The 24,802-nt window shown below is 47.9% G+C and carries 20 protein-coding genes; 7 read left to right on the forward strand and 13 right to left on the reverse strand.

The genetic code is table 11. The features are described 5' to 3' along the window. Window positions 1–82 precede the first annotated feature (82 nt). A complete protein-coding gene (locus AS151_RS15180) occupies window positions 83–2,305 on the reverse strand; it encodes an ATP-binding protein (protein ID WP_071517957.1) in 2,223 nt (740 codons plus the stop codon). 641 nt (window positions 2,306–2,946) lie between these two features. On the opposite strand from AS151_RS15180, the gene sodN reads away from it, so the two are divergent. The 4 genes from sodN (at window position 2,947) to AS151_RS15200 (ending at window position 6,225) form a co-directional block, all read left to right on the forward strand. After that, on the forward strand, window positions 2,947–3,423 hold the full coding sequence (sodN, locus tag AS151_RS15185) for a superoxide dismutase, Ni (RefSeq protein WP_071517910.1): 477 nt from the start codon (window positions 2,947–2,949) through the stop codon (window positions 3,421–3,423). 13 nt (window positions 3,424–3,436) lie between these two features. Beyond that, window positions 3,437–3,796, forward strand: a complete 360-nt coding sequence (gene sodX / locus AS151_RS15190; protein ID WP_071517958.1) for a nickel-type superoxide dismutase maturation protease — start codon at window positions 3,437–3,439, stop codon at window positions 3,794–3,796. Window positions 3,797–4,053: 257 nt separating this feature from the next. Beyond that, window positions 4,054–4,533, forward strand: coding sequence for a tRNA (N6-threonylcarbamoyladenosine(37)-N6)-methyltransferase TrmO (gene tsaA / locus AS151_RS15195; RefSeq protein ID WP_071517911.1), 480 nt, complete (start codon window positions 4,054–4,056; stop codon window positions 4,531–4,533). 36 nt (window positions 4,534–4,569) lie between these two features. Further along, window positions 4,570–6,225, forward strand: a complete 1,656-nt coding sequence (locus tag AS151_RS15200; protein WP_244533036.1) for an adenylate/guanylate cyclase domain-containing protein — start codon at window positions 4,570–4,572, stop codon at window positions 6,223–6,225. 51 nt (window positions 6,226–6,276) lie between these two features. On the opposite strand, the gene AS151_RS15205 is transcribed toward AS151_RS15200, so the two are convergent. From AS151_RS15205 to AS151_RS15225, 5 genes are all read right to left on the reverse strand, one after another. Further along, the gene (locus AS151_RS15205; protein WP_071517912.1) at window positions 6,277–7,620 is read right to left on the reverse strand and encodes a hypothetical protein; all 1,344 of its coding nucleotides are present in this window, start codon (window positions 7,618–7,620) and stop codon (window positions 6,277–6,279) included. Between the two features lies 1 nt (window position 7,621). Further along, window positions 7,622–8,044, reverse strand: a complete 423-nt coding sequence (locus tag AS151_RS15210; RefSeq protein ID WP_071517913.1) for a J domain-containing protein — start codon at window positions 8,042–8,044, stop codon at window positions 7,622–7,624. Between the two features lie 587 nt (window positions 8,045–8,631). Further along, a complete protein-coding gene (gene acnB / locus AS151_RS15215; protein ID WP_071517914.1) occupies window positions 8,632–11,244 on the reverse strand; it encodes a bifunctional aconitate hydratase 2/2-methylisocitrate dehydratase in 2,613 nt (870 codons plus the stop codon). Between the two features lie 237 nt (window positions 11,245–11,481). After that, window positions 11,482–12,513: a sodium:calcium antiporter gene (locus AS151_RS15220; RefSeq protein WP_244533037.1), complete on the reverse strand. Its 1,032-nt coding sequence runs from the start codon at window positions 12,511–12,513 to the stop codon at window positions 11,482–11,484. Between the two features lie 74 nt (window positions 12,514–12,587). Next, entirely contained in the window at window positions 12,588–13,109 is a 522-nt protein-coding gene (locus AS151_RS15225; RefSeq protein ID WP_343327435.1) for a thylakoid membrane photosystem I accumulation factor, read from the reverse strand. Window positions 13,110–13,312: 203 nt separating this feature from the next. Here AS151_RS15225 and AS151_RS15230 point away from each other — a divergent pair, with 203 nt between their 5' ends. Continuing rightward, a complete protein-coding gene (locus AS151_RS15230) occupies window positions 13,313–13,819 on the forward strand; it encodes a phosphoribosyltransferase (RefSeq protein ID WP_071517916.1) in 507 nt (168 codons plus the stop codon). Here the strand turns inward: AS151_RS15230 and AS151_RS15235 are convergent. Then, window positions 13,816–14,760 carry an AEC family transporter gene (locus tag AS151_RS15235; protein WP_071517917.1) on the reverse strand — a complete coding sequence of 315 codons (945 nt, stop codon included), beginning with the start codon at window positions 14,758–14,760 and terminating at the stop codon, window positions 13,816–13,818. The genes AS151_RS15230 and AS151_RS15235 overlap by 4 nt on opposite strands. Before the next feature lie 89 nt (window positions 14,761–14,849). Continuing rightward, window positions 14,850–15,641 carry a C39 family peptidase gene (locus AS151_RS15240; RefSeq protein ID WP_071517918.1) on the reverse strand — a complete coding sequence of 264 codons (792 nt, stop codon included), beginning with the start codon at window positions 15,639–15,641 and terminating at the stop codon, window positions 14,850–14,852. 191 nt (window positions 15,642–15,832) lie between these two features. Here AS151_RS15240 and AS151_RS15245 point away from each other — a divergent pair, with 191 nt between their 5' ends. Beyond that, entirely contained in the window at window positions 15,833–17,029 is a 1,197-nt protein-coding gene (locus AS151_RS15245; RefSeq protein ID WP_071517961.1) for an NAD(P)/FAD-dependent oxidoreductase, read from the forward strand. A 293-nt stretch (window positions 17,030–17,322) separates the two neighbouring features. Here the strand turns inward: AS151_RS15245 and AS151_RS15250 are convergent, their stop codons facing one another. From AS151_RS15250 to AS151_RS15265, 4 genes are read right to left on the reverse strand one after another with little or no spacing between them, the layout of a single operon-like run. Next, window positions 17,323–19,338 (reverse strand): ribonuclease R family protein, encoded by a 2,016-nt coding sequence (locus tag AS151_RS15250; RefSeq protein ID WP_071517919.1) that lies wholly within the window; start codon window positions 19,336–19,338, stop codon window positions 17,323–17,325. A gap of 50 nt (window positions 19,339–19,388) precedes the next feature. Then, on the reverse strand, window positions 19,389–19,616 hold the full coding sequence (gene rpsR, locus AS151_RS15255) for a 30S ribosomal protein S18 (RefSeq protein WP_071517920.1): 228 nt from the start codon (window positions 19,614–19,616) through the stop codon (window positions 19,389–19,391). A gap of 33 nt (window positions 19,617–19,649) precedes the next feature. Further along, window positions 19,650–19,838: a 50S ribosomal protein L33 gene (rpmG, locus tag AS151_RS20910; RefSeq protein ID WP_084639623.1), complete on the reverse strand. Its 189-nt coding sequence runs from the start codon at window positions 19,836–19,838 to the stop codon at window positions 19,650–19,652. A gap of 44 nt (window positions 19,839–19,882) precedes the next feature. After that, window positions 19,883–20,539, reverse strand: coding sequence for an RDD family protein (locus tag AS151_RS15265; protein ID WP_084639624.1), 657 nt, complete (start codon window positions 20,537–20,539; stop codon window positions 19,883–19,885). Between the two features lie 131 nt (window positions 20,540–20,670). On the opposite strand from AS151_RS15265, the gene rpiA reads away from it, so the two are divergent. Continuing rightward, window positions 20,671–21,375, forward strand: a complete 705-nt coding sequence (rpiA, locus tag AS151_RS15270) for a ribose-5-phosphate isomerase RpiA (protein ID WP_071517923.1) — start codon at window positions 20,671–20,673, stop codon at window positions 21,373–21,375. A 374-nt stretch (window positions 21,376–21,749) separates the two neighbouring features. Here the strand turns inward: rpiA and AS151_RS15275 are convergent, their stop codons facing one another. Further along, the gene (locus tag AS151_RS15275; protein WP_071517924.1) at window positions 21,750–24,599 is read right to left on the reverse strand and encodes a hybrid sensor histidine kinase/response regulator; all 2,850 of its coding nucleotides are present in this window, start codon (window positions 24,597–24,599) and stop codon (window positions 21,750–21,752) included. Window positions 24,600–24,802 lie beyond the last annotated feature (203 nt).

A 24,802-nucleotide genomic window follows, 5' to 3' on the forward strand; every position in this document is an offset into this window, starting at 1 on the left:
CGTAGCCCCCAAAGGGCTTAGGCTGGTCAGCTACCTGAAGCTGGAGGCATGAAGCCCCCGTGCTTCAGCCGGGGGGTGCTGACTAGAATTCTGGCGGTTGTCCTAAGTTTTGCAGGGTCTCCAGGAGAGTTTCGATGGTGAGGGGTTTGCTTAGGTAAGCATTGGCACCGGCGGCCAAACAGCGATCTTCATCCCCCGGCATGGCCAAAGCCGTAACGGCAATAATAGGAATGGTCCCCCATTGAGGATGCGATCGCATTTTTTGAATTAGCTGCAACCCATCTATGTGGGGAAGTTGAATATCCATCAACACCGCGTCGGGCAACTCGCGTTCGGGATCGGTAGCCAGGGTTTCGATGGTCTCTTCCATAGTTTGACCGTCTTCAACAATTTCCACTGTATATCCCTGGGTTTCCAGCACTTCGCAGATAAACATTTGGTTGAGGGTTTGATCTTCTACGACCAGAATTTGCCGGCGATTTCTCCTCGTTCCAGGGGTTTTGTCTGTTTCTTCCCCAGCTAAGGCTTCGGCTTCACCTACCCCCACCTGGGGAGTCTGTTCGGAGGTACTGCTGGGATTGAGGGGCAACCAAACGCGAAAGGTACTTCCCACTTCTACCTGAGATTGAAAGGATACCGTACCGCCATGCAATTCTGCCAGCCGTCGGGTTAGGGACAATCCCAATCCCGTTCCTTCGTGCCGGCGACTGAGGGAAGCATCCACTTGTTGGAAGGGCTGAAACAGCAGGTGCCACTTACTGTCGGGAATGCCTATGCCGGAATCGCTTACTTGTAGACAGAGATAGTCTTTTTCGGGGGTGACCGTGCTTTGGTCGGGGCGCAAATCTTCGTGAATTTGGCTGCCTTTGGTTACGTAGGCGGCTAACTCAATGTTACCCCCTTCTGGGGTGAATTTGACTGCATTGGAGAGTAAATTGATTAAAATTTGGCGGATGCGCCGCGGGTCCAAACGGACAACAGGTAGAGTGGGGTCGATATTCTGGGATAGTTGTAGGTTTTTAATTTCGGCACGGGGTTGGATGGTGGTGACGCACTGCTCGCATAGTTCGGCCAGATGGACCGAAGTTAGCTCCAAACCCATTTTTCCAGACTCAACTTTGGATAAGTCTAAAATATCGTTGAGTAGCTCCAGTAAGTGGTTGCCACTTTTGGCGATCGCTTGAATTTGGTGGTGCTGTTTCTCATTTAAAGGTCCGGATTTTTGACTTTCTAAAAGCTGGGAAAAACCAAGGATGCTATTAAGTGGCGTCCGCAGCTCGTGGGACATGGAAGCGAGAAACTCCGACTTCATTTGCGAAGCCCGTTCTAACTCTTGGTTGATACGGCGTAGTTTTTCTTGTGACTGCGCCCTTTCAATGGCACTGCCTAATGTGCGGCAGGCGGCCGCGAGCATATCTTGTTGTGGGGCCTGTTGGAGTTTTTTCAGATTGCGCGATTCTAGGGTCAAAACCCCGATAATTTCCCCTTTGGCGTCGGGAATGGGAAAAATCCCCAACTGCCCAATGCCCGCATGGCGGAAGCTTTTTACCGCTTGTGGGTGTTGGTAGTAATTTTCTACAAATAAAGGTTGTCCCCTCTCAACCACTTGCCAAAGCAAGCCCTCTCCGTAGGGAATGCCTTCCTGAAGTGCTGCTTCCATTTCGGCAACAGCGGGTTCTCCATAGTAGGCAATAAATTCTCCGGATACCCGATTAGAAAGGGAGGTGGCTTTGCGATGTTTTCCTTCCCCTACAATGACTTTTACATCCCCAAAGGAAGCTCCCATGGCTTCTACTAGGTAGTTGAGGGCAAACTGTGCTACTTCCCGCAATTCTTCAATGGGGGTTTGCAAGCGTTCCATCAATCCCAACAGAAATCGCAGGCGTTTGACTTCGGCATTGAGGCTGTTTTGAGATTGCCGATACTCGGTGACATCGCGAAAGACGAACAGAATTCCTGTTGGTTCGATTTGGCTGGTATGGACTTCTATGTATTTTCCTGGGGTGGGTTCTAAGTCCATGGAAACCGGTTGGCTACGGCTTTGCTGCCAAATTTGTTGCAATAACTGACACGTGGCGGTGGAAGAGGAGCCTTGCGTTGCCATTTCCGTGCAAAGTTCTTGGAAGTAAGGCTGTTGTTGCAAGTATTCGGCGGATAGCCCCCAAATTTCGCAGAGTTTGCGGTTGTAGGAAATTAAGCGATCGCTACTGTCAAACAGGGCGATCGCATCGTCAATCCGATCGAGAATCAGTTGCTGTTTTTGCTTGAGCTGCTCTAATTGCTCCTGAAGGCGCTCTGGTTGCATAGGAATACAAAGGAGATCGGGTAAGTATAGCCCAGATCCAACCATGGGGATGGATAGCAAGCGTTAGGCTACCATCTCCCAGAATAACGCATTCTGGTTGGGGCAGAAATGGCAAACCGGTTTCGCCAACCGGCAGATTGGCGGTTTGGAGCCAAATGGGGCATGCTTGTTTGCGTTGCGTTCTTTGAGGGGGTACCTGCATAGCCGCGAAACCAAAAATACATAGGATTCTCAGGAAGCGATCGCTACTCCCACCTACGGCAGTAGAGAATTTCCGGCAAAATCCTTGGATAGAGCTTAAATTTCGATCTAAAATATGCCGTAAAGTAGTATGAAGCTAAATGGCGATTTGCTGAAAATGCGATCGCCTGCCAGTGACAGCTACTTCTCTGTTTTCCCAGAAAACATCCTATTGATTTCAATGGTAGGGAAAACCGTACTTCCCGCACTTTATACGGTGCCAATCCCCCCCCCCGGGGGAAAAGACTTGGTCCGAGCTGCCTAGTGCAAAAACAACTTATCTGTTAAGTTGATGGAAGTACGAGAAGCTACATCGAACCTGTAGGTAACGATCCGCCAGCCCTCGACTGGTGGTCTTTAAGAAAAGGTACTTTTCAGTAAATATTTGGGAGGTAAAGAGCGTGCTCAAACAAGCAATTGCGCAGATCAAGCGTCGGTTCCCGGCACCAGAAGTTAGCGCCCACTGCGATGGTCCTTGTGGCGTATACGATCCTGCTTCTGCACGCATTGCCGCGGAAGCTGTCGTTTCGCTAACCAACAAAATCCTCAACCTCGATCCACCGCAAGGGAACGACCAGGCTACCCTAGCCAGCTATCACAACACCCTGGCTCGCTACATCCAGATTAAGGAAGAGCAAGCAGAAATTACCAAGCGGGAAATCCTTATTCTGTGGACTGACTATTTCAAACCCCATCACCTAGAACGCTATCCAGACTTACACGATAAAGTGTGGAAAGCGACCAAGCTCTGCTCCACTTGTAAGCAAAAGATTGACTTGGATAGCGCCAACCAGCTCATGGATTACGTTAAAGAAATCCATGATATCTTCTGGACTACCAAAGAACGCAACGACGTTGTCTGGTACAAAGCCAGCTAACAATGCGCTCTTGGTGTCTGTAGGCGAAACGCTCCCCCGTTGCAGTTATTGGGAGTTGTTCTTGTGGATTTTGCGGCGTCGTTCGCGCTTTCGTGTGAGCGGTTACTCCATGACTCCCTTGCTGCAACCAGGCGAAGAAATTCTCGTCGATCCCCAAGCCTACAGACACCATAGTCCCAAGCTGGGGGATATTGTTGTCGCCAGACATCCCGAACGCCACGATTTACAATTGGTTAAATGGATCGGGGCGGTACGTCGGGATGGACAATGTTTTCTCATCGGTAACAATCTCACCGAGAGTACAGATAGCCGTACTTTTGGTTGGGTTTCCTCGGATTGTTTGCTTGGTCGCGTTACCAGTCGCTTTCAATAATTCCCTTGCCGACCCGCAAGTATATCTTGCGGGTGTTGTTTGTTGATAGGAAAACACGGAAATAAGTAAAAGTTTTACCTTTTTGGATCTGGGTTCAATAATTTAAAATCAAAATTGGGAAATTCTTTCATTGTTGCGTACGGAAATTGGCAAAAACATGGAAAATCTTAAATTTCAGGTCGTGGCAGGTAGCCATTGTGATTTTTTTATTGTATTGTTTTATAATTAATTGGCGATAAATCTGTACGGATAGCTATATGGAAATTTCCTATCGTTCGATTGGTACCATTCGCAGTCCCTTTGAAGACATTGCTGGTATGCCCATCCAGCCTTCTGGGGCAAAAGGCGTAGAGGGAACTATAGAAATTTTCCCCGAGTTTGCCGATGGATTGCAAGATTTGGAAGGGTTTTCCCATATTATTTTAATTTTCCATTTTCATAAAGTAACTGCAAGCAACTTGCAGGTCACACCTTTTCTGGATACCATGAAACGTGGGGTTTTGGCAACGCGATCGCCCAAACGACCCAATCCCATCGGTTTATCTATTGTAAAACTAAACCATCGAGCAGATAATATCCTGTATGTAGAGAATATAGACATTCTAGACGGTACCCCCTTGCTAGATATCAAACCCTACGTTCCCGAATTCGACGAACAAACGGTGGAACGGTTAGGTTGGTTGGAAGACGCTAAAGGCAAGGTAAAACACAAGCGTTCCGACGACCGGTTTCGATAAGCTAGAAAAGAACAATTCCATTCGTTTCCCTTGCTTGTGAACTGCTTGTCTCGTATTAAAAATCAAATCCAGCGATCGCTACAAACCTTAACAAACGCGATCGGGTTGCCCCTTGGTCGTGGAAAAAAACGTTCCATGCAAGTGCCTCCCAAACCGGAAAACGAACGGGAACGACTGCAAGCCCTAGAAAAATACCAAATCCTCGACACCTTACCCGAGCAAGACTTCGACGACCTCACCACGTTAGCTTCTCATATTTGCGGTACCCCCATTTCCCTAATTACCCTCATCGACGAACAAAGACAGTGGTTTAAATCAAAAGTAGGGCTGGAAGCATCCGAAACGCCCAGAGAACAAGCCTTTTGCGCCCACGCCATTCTCAACCCCGATGAAATTACCATCGTACCCAACGCCCTAGAAGACGATCGCTTTGCCGGCAATCCCCTGGTCACCAACGATCCCAACATTCGTTTTTATGCCGGTGCTCCCTTAGTCACACCAGAAGGATATCCTTTAGGAACCCTCTGCGCCATCGATCGCGTCCCCAAAAAACTTACTCAAGAACAACAGCAAGCCCTGCAAGCTTTGGCACGTCAGGTCATCTCGCAACTAGAACTGCGTCTGAACGTCAAACGCTTGGAACGCCATATTATCAGACAAGAAGAAACCGAAGCCAAACTGCGCGCTTCCGACCGGCAAATTGTAGACTTGCTAGAACACATGCAAGATGGTTTCTTTGCCCTGGACCCGCAATGGCGTTTCACCCACGTCAATCCCACCGCTGCTGAAATTTTACAACGCCAGCCAGAGGAAGTGCTAGGGGAACAAATTTGGGATGTATTGCCGGAGTTTGTGGGTTCTCAAACCGAACAGCAGTATCGCGAAGCCTTTACCAAAGGTAAGGGCGTTACCTTTGAAGAGTTTTATACATCTTTGAAACGTTGGTTTGAAGTTAGGGTTTATCCTTCTTATGAAGGGCTATCGGTCTTTTTCAACGATATTACCGAACGCAAGCGCACCGCACAAGCGTTGCAATGGGAAAAGCAAAAAGCCGAAAATCTGCTGTTAAATATTTTTCCTTCAACCATTGCCAAACAACTCAAAGAAAACCCCGGGCACCATATTGCTCACCGCATCGACGAAGCCAGTATTTTATTTGCCGATATTACCAATTTTACCAATCTTGCCAGTCAGATATCGCCTCAAGAATTAATTTCCATTCTCAACGAATTATTTTCCCATTTCGATCGCCTCACCGAAACCTACGAACTGGAAAAAATCAAAACCATTGGCGATGAATACATGGTGGCAGGAGGCGTTCCCATACCGCAAGCCAACCATACACGGTCAATCGCCGATATGGCACTCGCCATGCAGCAAGTGGTGAAGGATTTCAATTCTACACGCAATATGAATTTAAAATTGCGTATTGGCATCAATACTGGTTCGGTGGTAGCTGGGGTCATTGGTACCAAAAAATTCTCCTACGACTTGTGGGGAGATGCGGTGAATATTGCCTCTCGCATGGAATCGGAAGGCGTACCCGGTTTTATTCAAATTTCGGAAAATACCTATCAAGCTTTATGCTGCTATCCAGGCAAATATCATTTCCAAAAACGTGGCAAGATTGAAGTTAAAGGGAAAGGTCTGATGGATGCCTATTGGCTGTTAAAGAAAAATCGATCGAAATAGAGGCGCTAGGTGCGATCGTTCTACCGTAATATTGCTAAAAATTTTTCAGCTTTATTCCTCAATCAAATCCGATTCATAAATCCATTTCCCTTGCCCTTCGCCATTGACTTGAAAGCAAATTCGTATGTAGTCTACCGAAGAATCTTTGGCAATTGCTAAAATGACTCCCAATTCCTTTTTGCCTCCAACCATCGCCGAACAATTTTTTCCTAATAAAGAATTAACACCACTAGTTCCATCTTTTTTGTCGGCATTTGATTCAGAGTCCTCTTTTCCTTGCGTTTTTTGCTGGGAAGCAGCTGGCTTGCTAGTAGTTGGTTGGGATTTTCCTTTTGGTTGTGTTTGTTGTGATTCAGTACTTCCTGGTTCTAATTGCCGGAATTTGAAACGATCCTTCTGTTTATTTTGTAAATTCCTTCTGCGCTCGTAAAGTTCAGTTAAAACAGAATGGGAAGGGTTTTCATCAAGTTTGATAAAATCTATGAAATCATCTATTGTACAAGTCTTATAAAACCCCTCATGCCAAGTGTGAAACCTTTGATGTATCTCTTTGGTTATGACGAAAAGATTATCTTGATCGGCAGCCAACTCGGAATATGTACTTCGATCGTAAAGGTGATGCACTGCTAATTCATGAGATTTACGAGTTTCACCAGTGATTTGGCATTTTTTCTTTTGTCTCTTTATTGCTGCTTCCTTAGCCTGCTTAACTTCATTTTCAGGAGGAGCTGTTAGAAGACGTTTAGATCTCTCATGGATAACCTCAGGAGCTATCTCAGGAACTCTACCAGCATACAAACGCCTGTATCGGTTGGTTAACGTTTCCTGTAATTCCCGACAAATGCGCTCTAAACCCGAAAAAGAATAATAGCGGTCATTCTCTATATCTTCAAAATCCTCTTCTACAATGAGAGGTAGCTCTGACCTGGCAATACTTTCAAGTGCTTGTTTCAAACGAAGTGAAGTAGTACTAAGAATTTTACGAATATCATCAAATTTGAGCCAATGACGATTCCTTCTTAATACAATTTCCTTGGAAGAATCGTCTAGCGTTTCATTGGTTTTTTCTACAATTTTAACATCAATATTTTTTTCTTCTCGTTCTCTAGTTAACCTTTGTAGTAAATTCATCACTTCTTTAGCACTATCAAGTTCTTTATTAAATTCAAAATACTCACTTATGACGATCAAGCCAAGCCGAGAAAAATTTCTTCTTCCCTGAGCTTTATTTACATACCTAAAATGATATCTCTCTTCCCAATCAAATTTGTTTGGCAGATTTTCTATTTTTTTTAAAATACTATCTAATTCTTCCTTATTTAGAGAAAGACCATTTAAAACCTGTTCTTCTTTAATAAAGAAATTTTCTCTATCGATCGTGTTGTTACTTGTCATTTTACTTAATACCTTCTACTAAACTTCTATACATTTTTTCCAAGCGTTCAAATATTGCTCGATCGCCTGTTTCTTTGTCAGGATGGTAAATTTTGGATAGCTTATAATAAGCCCTCTTAACATCTTCAACGCTAGAAGTTTTAGGGTCTAAACCAAATACTTGCCAAGGTCTTGAATACTTAAAAATATCAATACCATTAATACATCCATAGCCTTCTTCATTTTGCTCGTTTGGTAAAATCCCGATAAACTTTCTATACAAAATTTCCCATGACTCTTTTTTCTTCAAATTTAACTTTTCCATACCATCTGTAGCCATCTGGAAATGCTTGGATTTTCTCAATTCCTCCGTATTCTTAACATCAAAATAATTATATATAGCTTTTTTCAGCTCGTCTAATTTAAGTTTATTATTATGTTTCATAATATTTTATTGCCGGTTTTCTTAATATCAATTGATTTTTCTGATGTTTGGCCCTATAACTAGAATTTTTGATACACCAGTATCAAAGCTACAATAGCCACCATTTACGCATTCTATAAATAGGGCATACTACCTCCTCTCTCTCCTATGGCTAGAACAGTCAATCAGATACTCGATCCAGAAAATCTCTGTATTCTACTAAAAGAATATAATATTTCCAGCTTCAATGTCAAATAACTTTATCTTCATTGTGGTTTGATTCTCTGAAAGGCTTCTACAGTTCTACCCAAGGATTGGAGGAGTTTTCAATTAATCTTTTAAAAATGGTAACTAATGTTGCTATGGATAAATTAATTTTTATTTTTGTGAAAATCGTATACACAAATAAGTTTTTAAGTGGCTAGCGCTGTCAAGGTGGCAAATTTTGGAACGAGACACCGTTGTTTTGAACGCTTGAATCTCTTGTTATTTTCCAAAACACTATATTTTCCCAGAATTTGCCAGAGCTTGAAGCGCTGAAAGCTAGCAAGATTTAACCATCTTGACAGAGTTGGGTGGGCATCGCCCACCCTGTCAAAACCAACTACTTATTGACTTGTCTCAGCCGTCGGCATACCCAGAATATCCTCAATGCGGGGCATTTCCTCCAGCGGAATTACACGACCTTCATCTTCAAACCCTTCAATTTCGTTGAAGTTGAGATAGCGATAGAGGTCGTCGGCAAAGGGATTAATTTTCTTCGCCACAATATCCCTGTATTCGGCAACGGAAGGAATGCGACCCAACAGCGCGCAAACCGCTGCCAGTTCCGCCGAACCGAGATAAACCCGGGCATCTTTGCCCATGCGGTTGTTGAAATTGCGTGTGGAAGTTGACATCACCGTAGCGCCATCTTCCACACGGGCTTGGTTGCCCATGCAGAGGGAACATCCAGGCATTTCCGTACGGGCACCAGCGGCGGCAAAAATACCGTATACGCCTTCTTTGCGTAACTGTTCCTCATCCATGCGGGTGGGCGGGCAAATCCACAGGCGGACTTTTACCTTACCGGCATCTTCCAGAACCTTGGCAGCAGCACGATAGTGACCGATGTTGGTCATACAAGAACCAATAAAAACCTCATCAATGCGATCGCCCTCGCATTCAGACAACAATTTCATGTTATCCGGATTGTTGGGCGCTGCCACAATTGGTTCGGTAATTTCGTTGAGATTGACTTCCAGAGTCTCCTTGTATTCCGCGTCTTCATCCGCTTCTAGCAACTCGGGATTTTGCAACCATTGTTCCATTTTCGCTGCCCGGCGCATGAGGGTCCGCGAATCTTGGTACCCCCGCGCCACCATATTTTTCAGCAGGGAAACATTAGAACGTAGGTACTCGGAAATCGTCTCTTTGCCTAACTTAATCGTACAGCCAGAACAAGAACGTTCCGCCGTGGCATCAGTCAGTTCAAAGGCTTGCTCAATTTTCAAATCGGGCAAGCCTTCCATTTCCATAATCCGACCGGAGAAGACATTTTTCTTGTTCTCTTGAGAGACCGTTAGCAAGCCTTTTTGAATCGCCACGTAAGGAATGGCGTGAACGATATCCCGCAGGGTGACACCCGGTTGAATTTCGCCGGTAAAGCGTACCAACACCGACTCCGGCATATCCAACGGCATCACACCCAAAGCCGATGCCAAAGCCACCAAACCAGAACCAGCCGGGAAGGAAATACCCAAGGGGAAGCGGGTGTGGGAATCGCCGCCGGTTCCTACGGTATCTGGTAGCAGCATCCGGTTTAGCCAAGAGTGAATGATGCCATCGCCGGGTTTCAGGGATACACCACCCCTAGCTGCGAAGAAATCGGGCAGTTCTTGGTGGGTTTTTACGTCAACGGGTTTGGGATAAGCGGCGGTATGGCAGAAGGTCTGCAATACCAAGTCGGCGTTGAAGCCCATGCAAGCCAGTTCTTTGAGTTCGTCGCGGGTCATGGGTCCGGTGGTATCTTGGGAACCCACGGTGGTCATGATGGGTTCGCAGCTTTGCCCGGGTCTGACACCAGAAACGCCGCAAGCCCTGCCGACCATTTTCTGGGCGAGGGTAAAGCCTTTTTCGTTTTCTTGGGGAGGGGTGGGGCGAATAAAGATGGGGCTGGGGTCCAATCCTAGGGCATCGCGGGTTTTGTCGGTCAAACCGCGTCCGATCATCAGGGGAATGCGACCGCCAGCGCGAACTTCGTCGGTGATGGTTTCTGGTTTCAGGGTGAAGGTGGAAATGACTTCCCCGGCTTCGTTGGTAATTTCTCCTTTGTAGGGATAGATGGTAACGACCATGCCGGTTTCCATCTGGGAAACATCGCATTCGATGGGCAAAGCACCAGAATCTTCGGCGGTGTTGAAGAAAATGGGCGCAATTTTGCTACCTAGGATGTAGCCACCGGCGCGTTTGTTGGGAACGTGGGGGATGTCGTGACCTAGATGCCAAATGACGGAGTTGATGGCGGATTTGCGGGAGGAACCGGTTCCCACTACATCGCCGACGAAGGCGACGGGATGCCCTTTTTGTTTGAGTTGGGCGATGGTTTCAATCCCGTCTGGCATGGAAGATTCCAGCATGGAAAGGGCATGCAGGGGAATATCCGGGCGGGTGGTGGCGTGGGTGGCGGGGGAAAGGTCGTCGGTGTTGGTTTCTCCGGGTACTTTGAAGACGGTGACGGTGATGCTTTCGGGTAGGGGATCGCGATCGCGGAACCATTTGGCTTCTGCCCAGGCTTCGGCGACTTGCTGGGCGTACTGATTGCGATCGCGCATTTCCAGAACGTCGTGGAAACCGTCGTAAACCAGGGTAATATGGCTTAACTCTTCTGCGGCGGTGGCGGCAATTTCTTCATTGTCGTTTTGCAGTAATTCCACCAAGGATTGTACGTTGTAGCCGCCGACCATGGTTCCCAACAGTTGGGTGGCTTCTACGGGAGACACTAAGGGGGTGATGGTTTCCCCTTTGGCAACGCTGGTCAGAAAGGATGCTTTGACGTAGGCGGCTTGGTCTACGCCGGGGGGAATGCGTTCGATCAATAAATAACGCAGGGTTTCTTCTTCCCCGACTGGGGGATTTTTCAGCAATTCGCACAGTTCGGAAGTCTGTTGGGCATCCAATGGTAACGGCGGAATGCCCATAGCTTCCCGTTCGGCTGCGTGTTGGCGATAAGCTTCTAACATAATCGATCTCCTTGTTCGTTTGACAGAAAAACCATCGTCGGGATGATTTTTAAAAAAGGCCCCACAAAGAATAGCCTTGTTGACAACTTGTATTATTTTTTAAGCTATTTCTAGGCTATATGCATTGGGGAGGGGTATGGTAGGGGAACGGTCAAAATTTATTGGTATGTAGGCATGTAGGGGGCTTCCCCCGTGATTCCCCCTTCCCCAAGGTAAATTTTAGGAAGTTCTACCGAGTTAAAATCCGGAACTGCCGAGAACCACCACACCGCCTGCATAAAACATTAAAACCAGAAAACTTTCAAAGCCAATTCTGCCGATGCCGTGTTTTTCCCGGCGCAGTAATCCCAACAGCAACAAACCGGTCATGAGGATGGTGAGGGCAATTAAGAAAATTTGGGGCATTTGTAACGTTCCGTAAATTGACCCCCAACGATAGCCAATGTCAGAAAAAGCCAACAATAGCAAATCGAAACTATTGCCCCCAATCACACCACCCACCGCCAAGGTCAAAGCCCCTTGACGAACGGCAGCAACTGTGGTAATCAATTCCGGTAAAGAAGTAGCCACGCCGGTAAACAAACTTCCCATGGAAGATTCGGAAATACCGGTGGCGGCAGCGATCGCAATGCCAGTTTTGGCGATCGCATAACCAGCTACGCCCACAATCGCCGCCAAAAGGATAAATTGTCCCCACAATTGCCACCAACTGGTTTGCGAGGTGGATGCTGCTTCTGGTTTATCCAGCCGCGTTTGTTCTGTTAGTCGCGGCATCCACATGGGGTCTTCTTTGGTTTGCGAAACCAGCCGTATACCAAATATATAAGCCGCCACCAAAATCACGGTAGCGGGATGAATACCCAGAAAATGGACTTGCGGACCCGACATGGCTAGCAGGGGAATGGAAAGCAGGGTCACCAGTAAGGTTCCTTGCATCAAATTGGCTGCCGAGGCGGCAGCGTGTTCCAAGTTGGCTTTGCGGTAACCAATATCGGCTAAAGCCAAAAAAGCGGTTTGGGCAGCAATTCCGCCAATGGCATTGCTACTTGCTAGTTCGGGGTGGTTGTGGGTAGCGGCGGTGACCGAGGTAACAATGCCAGAAAGGGAAGTACTCCCTCCCAGCAAAATACCGCCTACCATGGCTTCTCCCAAGCCAGTAGAATCTGCCAGGCGATCGCTAACCGCCGCCATTTTGGTTCCCATGGCCGCGATCGCGATCGCAGCCATGACAAAAACCACCAAATTGAGAAACAGAGAATCGAACGTCAAACTCGTTCAAACCGTAGCGTTGTCCACAAAATCCAGCTAGATTTCCATTGTAAGGGTGGCAGGCAAACCAGCAATTACTGAAGTTCTTCGTTTACCTCGTTTAGGGGTCGTCTCTTGGGCGTTTCCGACTCCGAACGTGGCAACAAATCGAACACTTCCCGAAACTTATCATCCACCTGTTCAAAGGGAACTTGACCTTTGCCATTAAACACCACTTGATTGTCTCGATCTAAAAGCACCGTTTGCGGAACCACCCCTTCCCAGTAGTAGCCGGGTTCTGTGGGAGAATAACTATCTTTCGGCAAAATCGAGTCTACGTTGATGGGGATAAAATCGGTTACCTTGCCGTAAAACGACTGCAAGCGGGAAACCACCACCGAATACTGCTTGCAATCGCGGCTGTCATCAAGGAAAAACACCAATAACGTGGCATTGTCTGGGCGGTTTAAGGCTTGTTCTACACTTACCTTCGGGGGAACCAAAGCCCCATTGCCGCCATACAAAGCAAAAATATTGCCGTCGAACTTATCGTCGTTGAGACCAGCAATAGCTGGGGATGCGGCGGTTAGCAACCAGCAAAACCAAACTGCAAGCACTACCGAAATCGTTTTTCTGGGAAACACCATCTTTCCGTTTATCTCCGTTTCTTTATGAGGCAACAGCAGCTAAAGTAGAAGAAATCCTAGCGCAGCGAAAGAAAGCGACCAACCAGCCTTCTCGCTACCAAGCAGTTTCAAATTTAGCGAATTTTCTGTTACGTTGTATTTTCTTATCTGACCCCAAATTCTGGCAAACTACTATGAGCGATCTGTACGTTACTTGGTCGGAGTACCACCGCAAAATCGAACAACTCGCCGCCCAGATTTATCAATCCCAGTGGACCTTTAACCAAATTGTCTGTTTGGCTAGGGGCGGTCTCAGACCGGGGGATATTCTATCGCGGATTTACGACGTTCCCTTGGCTATTTTATCGGTTTCTTCCTACACGGGTGCTGGCGGTCGGGTCCAAGGAAAAATTACCTTTGCCCAAAATTTAACCATGACAGAAGAAAAATTGGGCGATCGCGTGTTGTTGGTAGACGATTTGGCAGATTCCGGCGTTTCCCTACAAGAAAGCGTTGCCTGGCTGCGCGATCGCTATTCGGAAAACATCCAAGACCTACGAACCGCTGTGTTGTGGTGTAAAGGCGAATCGGTTATTATCCCCGATTACTATGTCGATTATCTCCCGGACAATCCCTGGATTCACCAACCTTTTGAAGAATACGAATGCATGAATGTGGAAGACTTGCTGGTTTGTTCCTAACCATACAGCCAAACCCACAACGGCAACGTCAACAACAGACCAATGGAACCCGCCGCCAACGCCGTTACGCTTAACTGACGGTCCAAATCGTAGGCTTCGGCAATGACCAAAGTAACGAATGCTGGTGGCATCGCCATTTGCAACACCATCGCCAGTCGCGGTGGACCGGTAATCCCCAACGCCGATAACACCACACCGGCAATGAATGGGACCACCAGCATTTTAATGCCCAAACTCACCGAAGCGCGGGGCAAATTTTTCCACGAAGATAGCTGGCTGAGGCGCATGCCAATCAAAACAATGGCCAATCCCAAGGAAATCCACGCCAATCCTTGCAATCCTTTCTCCATATTGGGCGGCAAAGTGACTTGTTTGAACGCCAAGCCAAAGGCAATACTCCAAAAAATGGGATTTTTCGCGATCGCCCAAAGAACATCCCACGAAACCGACTTGTTGCTGCCAAATTTGGCTGCCAGCGCCACCCCCACTAGAGAAGCCCCCAACATGCTGCCAAAAAAGTCGTAAAACAGCGCCCAAGCAAAATAATCGTTGCCCACCAACGTCAAATTTACCGGATAGCCCAAATAGCCGGTATTGCCTACCATAGAAGCTAGCAAAAAACTCCCTTGCGTTGGCGACTCCCAAGGCGACAATTCTTGGCGGCGGCGGTATCGCTGCCACAACCAAATCCACAGCCCAGCCATCCCTGCCCCCAACAAAATGCCCATCCAAGCCGTCACTGGTGCCATCCAAACCGAACCCGATAAATTGGCGCGGCGGACAAAAGCGATAATGCTAATGGGAACGCCAAACCAAAAGAGATAGATTCCCAAATAGCCGCTGACAAAATTGGGCAGGGTTTTCCCCAAGACAAATCCCAGCAAAACGCCACCACCCAGCCATTGGTACAAAGAAATTAATTTATCGGATAACTCGGACATAATCGTTGTGGTGGTTCGGTTGCAGCGCCACGAAAAATTTTCTCCAATATATTGACAAATTGGAGAAAATATGTTATGGAGCGATCGCTTTAGCTAATAAAATGCACCCAAAACTGCCCGTCAGGAATGCACAAGCGGCGAATCAGGCGATAGGAATAGTGCAAATAAGCGCCGCTGAGGTCGGTACGGTAGCCAGTGGAAAACCACTCGCCGTAGGGGTCGTGAACGATAAAACCGGAATCGTCGTAGCCCACCAGAACCACGATGTGACCGTAGGAAGTAAAATAACCGTGTACCACCGCTGGATTTAAATCCGCCAGCCAGTCTTTCACCTGTTCAATGGTAGCGCTGGTGGTAAAGTGGTCGTTGCGGTTGTAATCTTTAACAATTTTTTCCAAATCGTAGGGACTGTGGCGAGAGTAGCCGCGGTCGAGGGCGTATTGGTACAGTTCGTCTTCAAATTGCTTGTACTGGGAATACTCCGAACGGCGGTCGGCGCGCAAATATTCCAAACACATGGCTATAGACGTGACGTTGCAAGCCCCAGTGGGGTTTTCCCAGTTGTCTAGCTGTGATTTATAGGGAATATCCAAACTAAGGGAGATGGGCTTGGGTTTGGGGTAGAGGGTGGCATAGCCGCTTTGGTCTTGTTCGTCGCTGATGACCTCCACATGGGGGGCATAAGCGTACCAGGTGTCGAAGCCTTTGAAGGTTTCGTTGAGCAAAACGAAGCGAATGTGGTTGCGTTCTTTGGTAAAAGAACGAATCTCGAAGGTTTCGTTGCTTTTTACCGGGTATTTCTCCGCATCGCTTAGTTGGGATGACTGGATAGGTCTGCGTTTAAAAATGGTGTTGTGAACGGTTTTCAGCGTTTGTGCCATAGAGCTTTTCCATCTCCCCATCGCCGGCAGCCATAGGCTATAGCCATTACTACCATACATGAGATTGGGATAATTTCTCGAAAATCTCGATTTTGTTTTGGGATTTGTTGTTTCTAGCTGCTGCGGGCGTCTATCCTAGAGAAAGATGGCTAAAGATGGTTTGGCAACTGGAAGGCCTAGGGAAAAATTTCATGAGCGATTCAACCAAACGTATTTGTATTGTCGGTGGCGGATTCGGAGGTTTGTATACAGCCCTTCGTCTCAGTCAATTTCCTTGGAAGATTCCCCAAGATGTAGAAATTACGTTAATCGATCGCGAGGATCGGTTTGTATTTTTACCCCTGCTGTACGAGTTGATGACGGGGGAGTTACAAAGTTGGGAAATTGCCCCTCCCTACATTGAATTGTTGGCGCAAACGGGGGTTCGTTTTCATCAAGGCAATGTATCCCGCATCAATGTCCAACAGCAGCAAGTACAGTTAGAAGCTGGTGAGGTATTTGATTACGATCGCTTGGTGTTGGCGTTGGGAGGCGAAACCCCGTTGGATGTGGTTCCGGGGGCAGCGGACTATGCCTACCCGTTTCGCAGCATTGGCGATGCTTACCAGTTAGAAGAGAAACTGCGATCGCTGGAAGCTTCGGACAAAGATATGATTCGGGTGGTTGTGGTTGGCGGCGGCTACAGCGGTGTAGAATTGGCTTGCAAGTTGAGCGATCGCTTGGGAGAAAGAGGTCGTTTGCGGCTGGTGGATCGCAACGAGCAAATTTTGCGATCGTCTACTGATTTTAATCGCAAGGCAGCTTTACAAGCTCTACAACAACGGGAAGTTTGGATAGATACGGAAACCTCGGTGGTGTCTGTATCCGACGATACGATTTCGTTGGATTATCGCGGCAAAGTTGATGAAATTCCCGCCGATTTGGTGTTGTGGACGGTGGGAACGCAAGTCGCTGCAGCAGTTCGTTCCCTACCTGGGCAACACAACGATCGCGGTCAGCTTTATACCAATGTTTATTTACAAGTTCAAGAACACCCAGAAATCTTTGCCCTCGGGGATGCCGCCGAATGTAAGGATGCCAACGGCGAACGGGTTCCGGCAACGGCGCAAGCGGCTTTCCAACAAGCAGACTACGCAGGTTGGAACGTATGGGCTTCTTTAAGCGATCGCCCGTTGTTGCCATTCCGCTACCAGCATTTAGGGGAAATGATGACCCTGGGTGTAGACAATGCCACCCTCACTGGTTTGGGATGGCAGTTAGACGGACCCGCAGCGCATATTTTCCGCCGTCTGATTTATTTATATCGTCTTCCCAACCCCGACCATCAAATTCGCGTCGGTTTGAATTGGGTTGCCCAGCCGTTGCGGGAGTTGATATTTGGCAGCTAGTTGCGAGGCGTGGGAGCGTGGGGGCGTGGGAGCGTGGGTGCGTGGGAGCTTGGGAGCTTGGGAGCTTGGGAGCTTGGGAGCTTGGGAGATATAATTGGTTGTTTTCTCCGATGCTCCGATGCTCCGACGCCCCGATGCTCCGACGCCCCGATGCTCCGACGCCCCGATGCTCCGACGCCCCGATGCTCCGATGCTCCGACGCTCCGATGCTCCGACGCCCCGATGCTCCGACGCCCCGATGCTCCGATGCTCCGACGCTCCGATGCTCCGATGCTCCGATGCTCCCTGTCAACCTACAACCCTGCCGCTTGCTGTACCAAGGCCTCCTGGAACCGAACCATCTCTTGCCGGGGATCGGCATAGGTGACGCGGACTTCCAAGCGATCGCCGGGTTGGATGGAACGGGTAAAACGCATGGGCAGTTCCAAACCCAATTCTTCTAATAAAATAGCCCCGAGATTGTCATCCGGGCGCAGCCAGCGCAACATCAGGGCTTGCCAAACTGTGTCTCCCTGACGGCGCAGGTATTCCAACCCCCAATAGCGGTTGGTTTGTCGTTCTACCTGGGTGGCTTCTTGGGCAGCAGCGGAGACGCTAGCGACGATTTCTTGCACTTGTTCGGGGGAAAAGGGTGGCTCTTCGCCGCGCAGGTGGGCTTTCAGTTGGAAGTGAGCTAACAAATCGCTGTAGCGACGGATGGGAGAGGTAACTTGGGCGTAGCGGTCCAATCCCAAACTCGCATGACGACCGGGGGTGAGGCTGGTTTCGCTGCGGGGCATGCAACGGCGCATGGCGCTACTACGTACGGCACCGGCAGGCAGTTGCATGAGTTCTTCTTCTGGGGGGAGTTCCGGTTGTTGTTGCTGGCGATAGGGAATGGCCAGTTGGTTTTGTTCCCCATAGCAGGCGGCAACTTCCCCGGTGAGAATCATCATTTCGGCGACGGCGCGTCTAGCGGGGGAGTCTTCGATAACTTGGATGGAAATATTGTCGTCATCGGAGACTTTGATGGAACATTCGGGCATGCTGATGCTAATAGCCCCTTGTTTTTGCCGCCAGCTGTGGCGAATTTCTGCCCATTTGCCGATCGCTAAAATTTCTGGTTCGGCTTGGACCCCCAAATCGAGCATTTCGTCTACGTCTTCGTAGGTCAGACGGTAGGTGGGAACGATGGTGCTGGGGGCAATGGTATAATCGGCGATCGCGCCATCAGCGTCTAAAATCACGCCAAAACTCAAAGCCGGACATTCTTTCCCCTGAACCAAACTCATGGGGCCTGTGGCCAGGGCTTCGGGGAACATAGGAATCATCCCCGTGGGCAAGTACAGGGTAGTACTGCGCCGCCGGGCTTCCACATCCAGTTCGTCGCCGGGGAAGATCCAGCGGCTGGGGTCGGCGATGTGAACCCAGATGCGTTCGGTGCCGTCTTCTAGATATTCGATACTGACGCCGTCGTCGATTTCTTGGGTACTTTCATCGTCGATGGTATACACCTTCAGATGGGTTAAATCGAGGCGGTTGCGATCGCGGTCGGCAAGGGGAGAGTCGAGATATTGTTGGGCCACTTCCAGTACCTTAGCGGGAAATTGCGTGGGAATTTGGCTGCGCCGCAAGAATAGGTTTTCGTGGGGACTCCACAGTCCTAAGTCCACAAGCAACTGAAAGGCCGCTTCCGAAGTTTCCGGACGTTCTAGGATGGCAAGAATATCTCTCGCCGTACGTCCGGAAGGTTCTTCGCCGACGGCAGCGAGTTTCTCCAAAGCTTCTAAGCGCGGGCGATCGCTGGCGGTCCACTCGACGCTTTCCCCTTCCAGAGCTTGACGAACCCGTTCCAGGAACTCTTCCAGCTCTTTTTGTTTTTGGATGGCAACTTCCTGTTGGTGTTTCAAATCGGCTACTTGCGTTGCCGATCGCGGTTCGTACCGATTGTTGCCTTTTTGTTTGAAGTATAGCTTGTCTTCCGACAGCAAGTAGTAAGCTGCGTAACATTGAGCGGGTTGTTGGTCAGAAAACAACAATTCAGACAGCTCTTCCGGGGCAATCGTGCCTGTGTCGCTGTCCAAAAATTCCCACGCCACTTCTAGACTAGAAGGGTCCCAGTAGGCTTCTACTTGTTGCTGAAACGACGGAATGTCTTCGGGGGTGTAGTCGCCGCCGGGAACGACATAGGTAACCTGTCGGGGGTGAACCGTATGGGATTGCCCCCGTTCGTCGGTGACAATCCAATGTTTCTTACCTTCTGGGCGTTCCACGACGGCGAGGCGGCGATCGCCATCTTGGCGAAATTCGATTAAGTTTCCCTTCTCCACAGCTTTGACCTGCTAGCAACTCGTCTGCGCAATCGCTGCTTGGCTGCCGATTAGCCTTCCAGGTTGACAAAGGGCAACAGGGCTAAAATTCGCGCGCGTTTGATTGCAGTGGTTAAGTCTCTTTGCTGTTTGGCTGTCAAACCAGTAACGCGACGGGGGAGGATTTTGCCGCGTTCGGTAATGAACTTCCGCAGCAGGTCTACGTTTTTGTAATCGATCTGTTCGCCTGGTTTGACCGGCGATACGCGCCGGCGATAGTAGTTGACGTTGCTTGCCATTTTTTCTTTCCGATACCTTCTAGCAAATGCTGCTTATTTGGTTTCTTTGTGTACGGTGTGTTTGTTGCAGTGGGGACAGTATTTTCTAAATTCCATCCTACCAGAATGTTTCCGACGGTTTTTCGTGCTGGTGTACCGCGATACCCCGTTCGAGCGTTTGTTGGGGTTGGTTCGGCATTCCGTACACTCTAGTGTAATTACAACTCGGACTCCCTTAGCCATAATTTTACCAATCGTTTTGGGGGGTTTGCATTAGACACAAATGGTTATTTTCGCATAGAACGTAGGGCAAGTTCAACCCATTTTTGAATTTTCACGTCTAGGGAATAACCGCGGCGGGAGGAGGCCATAAAGGTGTCGGCATAGCGGTCGTGAAAGGATTGCTGGTTGGCTTCGTCACTCCAAGCAGCGATCGCATCCGCAATGGGAGGAATGACTAGCAAAAACGCAACTGAATTGCCAGCAAACAGGGCATAGACAGCCCACAGTAGCAAAACGCCTTCTGCCGCTGTGATGGCTTCCCGCCGCAGCAACATGTCTAGGTAGGGAATCCGCCGGTTGCGGTCGATGAGTTTCATATCAAAAGCCCACCTTCCAATACTTTGACCGCGGTTGCGACCGACGAATAAAATACGATTGCCCAACCACGCCACCAGGAAAAAGAATGTGTGGATAAACCAGTTAGGACTAATAATAACAGTAACCAAGTAGGCAACCACAAAATCCAGTAAAAACGCACAAGCGCGTCGCCAAAAGGGTGGTTTGGGCGGTAGATCGGGGATAAGTTCGGCTTTCATGTTCCAAAAGCGATCGGACGCCGTACGGTTGGCAGCGATATTGGGGTTCCGCCTCGCTTGAAAGTTGGCGCTACGAGGCTGCTTTCTCCTGTTTCTATTTTCTACGCTAACTCGAGATTTCGACATGTATCTTTACCTGGGTGTGGATTTGCCGGTAGAGGAAAATGTTCGGTTTGGGGAAGGAATGGGGCCCTTTTGACCAACTTGCCGCTAAAGTAAACAATGGTTACAGTTTGCAGGTATTTTGAGAGGTATTCATGAGCGAAGATCCATCTACAGTGATGAAGCAGCAGGTAGGCAAAGCGGCAGCGGCAAGAGTCCAATCCAATTCGGTGGTTGGTTTGGGAACTGGTTCCACTACGGCCTATGCCATTCAGTATATCGGCGATCGCTTGCAATCTGGCGATTTAAAAAATATTCGCGGCATTCCTACTTCATTTCAAGCGGAGGTTCTCGCCAAAAAATACGGCATTCCGCTAACGACGTTGGATGCCATCGATCGCATCGATATTGCTATTGATGGCGCTGATGAAGTAGATCCCAATCTTAATTTAATCAAAGGAGGTGGTGCCGCGCACACCCGGGAGAAAGTGGTAGACTCTCTAGCAGACCAATTTGTGGTGGTGGTTGATAGCGGCAAGTTGGTAGATCGGTTAGGCTCTAATTTTTTGCTACCGGTAGAAGTATTGCCTATGGCGATTGTTCCCGTCATGCGCAAAATCGAACAGCTAGGCGGCAAGCCGGAATTGCGTATGGGGGTTAAAAAGGCTGGTCCGGTCATTACCGACCAGGGAAACATGGTCATTGATGTGAAGTTTGAGTCAATTTCCGATCCGGCAAATTTGGAAAAAACCCTCAATAATATTCCTGGTGTATTAGAAAATGGCTTGTTTGTGGGCGTAGCCGATGTGGTTTTGGTTGGCGAGGTAAAAGACGGTCAACCTTCCGTACGCCAGTTGTAGGGAAAAATCATAAAAACAAACTTGTAACAAGTAGGGACGTTTCGTTTCGCAAAACGTCCCTACCAAAATATCCGAATGATTTTTTGCAAATTTTCAAGTAATGGTATTACCGCGCTCGGAAAGAACCCAAAAAAGGAGAAATTAATGGCTAGCGATTGGCTGGTTGCCAACGAAGGAATTTGCAAACCCACTGCCATAAGCACCGACAAGACCGGGAGAAATTATTGGGTTTCTTCCCGATGCCATCCACAGCATAGAAGCTTTGGAAAAGGACCCCACAGTTAGTTGGAATCATAGGGTAACGAATTACGAAAGCCGATTGGAGTTCCATGTGGAAACAGGTACGGCGCGTCTTCTTTAAAGTTAGAATGCTGTTATTGGAAAAATTTTTGACGGTACTGTTTTAAAAATTCGATAAGTTGTTTTTCTTGGAAAGTCCGGGTAAATTGAACAACTTTACGGGAAAACGGTACAAACCGACCATCTTCTTGTTGTAGACTTTCGGCATATTTTTGAACTTTTTTCAGGCTACCGCGGTAGGCGAGGTTATATAAAGTTTCCATTACTTCCGGTGGGGGAACAATTAAACTTTCTTCGCGAACTTCTTTAACGGCTTCTGTGGCAGTTTCTTTGGCATCATAGGTCCATTGCAGTTGTAGATGTTGCTGCAATTTTTGTAAAAGCTGCGTGGCATGTACGGGTTTTTCGAGAAAATCATCGCCGCCATACTCAATGGCGCGATCGCGATCGACCATAATACCACTAGCGGAGGAAACAATAATGGGAACGGCGTATAAATCTGGATTTTGCCGCAACTGCTGAATAAAGCCAAAACCATCGCAATCTGGCATTAGCAAATCTGTAATGATGAGATGGGGAATTTGTTTTTCTACTTGCTGAATCCCTTGTTGTGCGTTTTCAGCTTGAACGATGTCAAATCCCAGCGGTTTTAATAAATTTACGATAACATCGCGGTTTTCCCACTTATCATCCACCACCAAAATTCGTTGGGTGTCGCCTTGGTAGCCAACAATTTTGCCTTGGTGGGTTTGGATGGCTTCGGTATTCCATTGGGAAGTTACTTGCAAGTCAATATCGAACCAAAAGGTACTGCCAACACCGGGAGTACTGTTGAGTTGAATTTGGCTTCCCATGATGTTGAGAATTTTTTGGCTGAGAGACAATCCTAACCCGCTGCCTTGGGATTTTTGGAGAATGTTTCCCACCTGTTCGAAGGGATGGAAAATTTCTTGGATGTGGTCTTCGGGAATGCCAACGCCAGAGTCTTCAATTTGGAAGCGAAGTTTGACAGTTTCTGGGTCTTCTTGTACTTTTTCCAAATAGCGTACGGTAAAGGTAACGTGTCCCGCTTCGGTAAATTTCACGGCGTTGCCGATTAAGTTGATTAAAACCTGTCGCAAGCGTCTTTCGTCGGCATATACAGCGGCGGGAATTTCGGAATCGCTTTTGTAGGTAAAAATGAGATTTTTTTGCTGCGCTTCTATTTGGGAAATTTCTGCTACGCTGGTCAGAAAAGAAGGTAGGTGAAATTCTGTTTGATGCAGTTCCATTTTTTCCGCTTCGATTTTGGATAGATCCAAAATATCGGTGATTAGGGTTAGCAAATGGGAACTACTTTTTTGAATGGTATCGACGGCGGCGCGGTGTTGGTTGAGGTCGGTAGCTTTTTGTAGGATTTGTATGTATCCCAAAATTCCGTTGAGTGGCGTCCGCAGTTCGTGACTCATGTTGGCTAAAAAGTTGCTTTTGGCACGGTTGGCTGTTTCAGCTTTGCTTTTGGCTTTTTCTAGTTCTTGGGTTCGGGCTTTGACACGCTCTTCTAGGGCGTTATTACTTTTTTCTAGTTCGCGAAAAGAACTTTGCAGTTGAAAAGCCATTTGGTTGAAGGAATTTCCTAAAGATTCCAGTTCTTTAACGCCTTCGATTTGTACGCGCCTTCTCAGATTGCCGGCTGCGATCGCTTGGCTGGCTTGACTTAAGTGTTTGATGGGGGCAACCAAGGTACGGCGAATGGCGATGATGGCGATAATGGCAGCTACCAATAAAATTGCGATCGCGCTTTTGACGATGGTTCGCAGAACACTAGCATATTCGTTGGTTACTTCGGCGATGGGTTTGACGATGACCAGTTTCCAGTAAGTATTGGGAATGTGGAAAATATACACGTTAGATGGTTCTCCCAGCAAGCCATCGTTGCTGAGTTGGAGGCTGTTTAGCAACAGATCGTTCTGGCTTTGTTTTTCTAGGGGATCGACAATCGCGGCGGCTATTTTCTCGGCTTCTCGCTGGGTCATGGCATAGCCGGCGTGGCGCAAATTGCTCACCAATTCCTGCCAATTGTCAAATTCCTGACGCGCGCGATCGATAATTTTGCGATTGGTAACTTCCAAAGCGGTGGAAACTGGGGTTAGGTCGGAGGTGGTTTTGCTAAGTTGGTCTAGGGGTTGCAGTTGCGCGCTTTCGGTGGATGGAAGTTGGTCGCTAGCTGTGGTATTGGGGGCAGCAATGAGGCGGTTCTGGCGGTCAACCACAAACAGGTATCCCCCGGTTTCGGCTTGCAGGGAATTGGCTAATTCCTGGATACCTTTTAATTTTAAATCGATGGTGGCAGCCCCCCAAAATTGCTCTTGTTTCCAAATACCTGCGGTACAAGTTACCATAGGTTGGGAAGAGTAGGGGTCAATATAAGCTTCGCTCCAAAAACATTGATTTGGTTGTAAATGTTGGGCAACGATGTACCATTTTTGATAGTGATAGCCGCGGCTGCCCTGATTGTAGTTATTGTAATATTGCAAAATATCTTTGTCGTTTCTTCCCCAAAAAAAGCTGCGGCGTGGTTGTTGGGGAGAGAATTGATAGGGTTCCGGCCAAATGCCACCACCGGCAATTTGGCTATCCCCTTGAAAATCGAGCAATTTGGGAATAAAATACTTAAATTCCCTTTCCGATTGGGGGAGTTGCCGCGCAGTTTCGGCAAGGGTTCTAGTAAGGGCAGCTATTTCTTGGGAACGTGCGTTCAATTTCGCGATCGCAGATTCACCAGCTTGTTCGATAAATCTGGAAGAGTTTTGCAATACCATTTGTTTGCCAACGGTATTGACGGCGATGGCAAAGCTGGCCATCAAACCGCCAGTTAGTAGGCTAATGCCAACAATTAGTCTAAAATCCAGTCTCTCGTACCATTTTACTTTGGGTAAAGTCATAATTTCGATCGAATTGCAATAGGATTTGAAAACGGAAAAGGGAGTCTATATTTGAGTTGCCATCGATAGGGAAGGCAGAAAACCAGAAAATACTGCCGGAGATATGGCTACCTTAGGATTCTCAAGTTATCGTTCCCCAAAGCTGTCAGAATCTATCGAGGGATTTATGAATTCTTTATCTTTTAACCTTGACATTCAAAATG

It is taken from the genome of Geitlerinema sp. PCC 9228, assembly GCF_001870905.1.
Taxonomy (GTDB): domain Bacteria; phylum Cyanobacteriota; class Cyanobacteriia; order Cyanobacteriales; family PCC-9228; genus PCC-9228.